The organism is Rhizobium sp. BK650, from assembly GCF_014195325.1.
GTDB lineage: Bacteria > Pseudomonadota > Alphaproteobacteria > Rhizobiales > Rhizobiaceae > Rhizobium.
Map to the genome: position 1 here is coordinate 1 of NZ_JACIBK010000035.1, position 1,317 is coordinate 1,317.

Here is a 1,317-nt window from a genome sequence, read left to right on the forward strand (position 1 = left end):
GCGTGTGTGGATGCCCCCGGTTTGGCAAGAAGATTTTTTAACGGCTTTCCGCGAACGAGGAATTCTATCGGTCGTGTGTCAGGCCTCTCTATGTGGCCTGAGTAGCCACGGGCCGGGATGCAGTTCGTAGAACAGGGGCCACATCGGTTCAGAGAGCTTTGTGCTCGAGCGCCGGGACTGGTTTCCCCCATTCTGAACATTGAAGTCCTTTCCGCATCTTTCCGTCAGTCGATCTTCTCACCGAGGCTGTTAACCCCAGGCATCGCGGTATTGCCTTTCGAGAAAGGCAGCGGATCAAGCCATTCTGTAATTCTGCTCCCTCGTCATCATTGCCCATATGACGCGAGCCATCTTGTTGGCGAGCGCGACAGCCGCGACCATTCGAGGCTTTCGGCCCAGAATGCCTCCTAGCCAGTTGTCCGGCAACACGCCCTTCCGCACGATCCAGCGGATCAGGCTCATGGCTCCGACGATGAGCAGTTTGCGGATATCCGTCTGTCCCATCTTACTGACGCCGCCCAGCCGCGTCTTTCCTCCCGTGGAGTGCTGCCGGGGCACGAGGCCGAGCCAAGCGGCAAAATTCCGGCCACTTTTGAAAGCACGCAGATCGGGAGCAAACGCGAGGATTGCTCCCGCCGTCACAGGCCCGACGCCGGGAACGGTGCAAAGTCGACGCATTTCTTCATTCGCCTTGGTGGCGTCTCGAAGCTTCAGCATCAGTCCGTCGATCTTGTCGGTAAGCAGCCTGATTTGGTCCAGGTAAAGCTGACCGATCTCTCTGACCCCTTGAGGCAGACCATTCGCTTCGTCGGCAAGAATACCTGCCACCCCAGCGAGATTGGCCGGTCCTTGAGCAACGACGATACCGACCTCGCCAAGGTGGCCGCGCAGGGCGTTGATGAGCTGGGTGCGCTGCCGCACAAAGCACTGGTGAGTACGAAATGCCACAGCCCGAGCCTGATGTTCGGCGCTCTTAACCTCGACATAATGCATGTTTGGACGCTGCGCAGCCTCCGCGATCGCCGCTGCATCGGCCGGATCATTCTTCTGCCGTTTGACGAACGGCTTCACGTAGATCGGCGGGATCAGTCGCACGTTGTGACCACAGCTTTGCGCCAGCCGGCCCCAGAAATGACTGGTAGCACAGGCCTCCATCGCGACGATGCACGGCGGCTGCTCGTTCAAAAACTGCTGCAAACGAGCTCGCGAAAGAACCCGGTTGAATAGAACCGCCCCGCCGCGATCCGTTGCACAGACTTGGAAGCTCCGCTTTGCAAGGTCGATCGCAAGGATATGTATTGCTGTCATCTGCCTCTC

At 58.6% G+C, this 1,317-nt stretch carries 1 protein-coding gene; it reads right to left on the reverse strand.

The window, feature by feature from the left end:
- Positions 1-294: 294 nt before the first annotated feature.
- A complete protein-coding gene (locus FHX15_RS30750; RefSeq protein WP_184402090.1) occupies positions 295-1,308 on the reverse strand; it encodes an IS110 family transposase in 1,014 nt (337 codons plus the stop codon).
- Positions 1,309-1,317 lie beyond the last annotated feature (9 nt).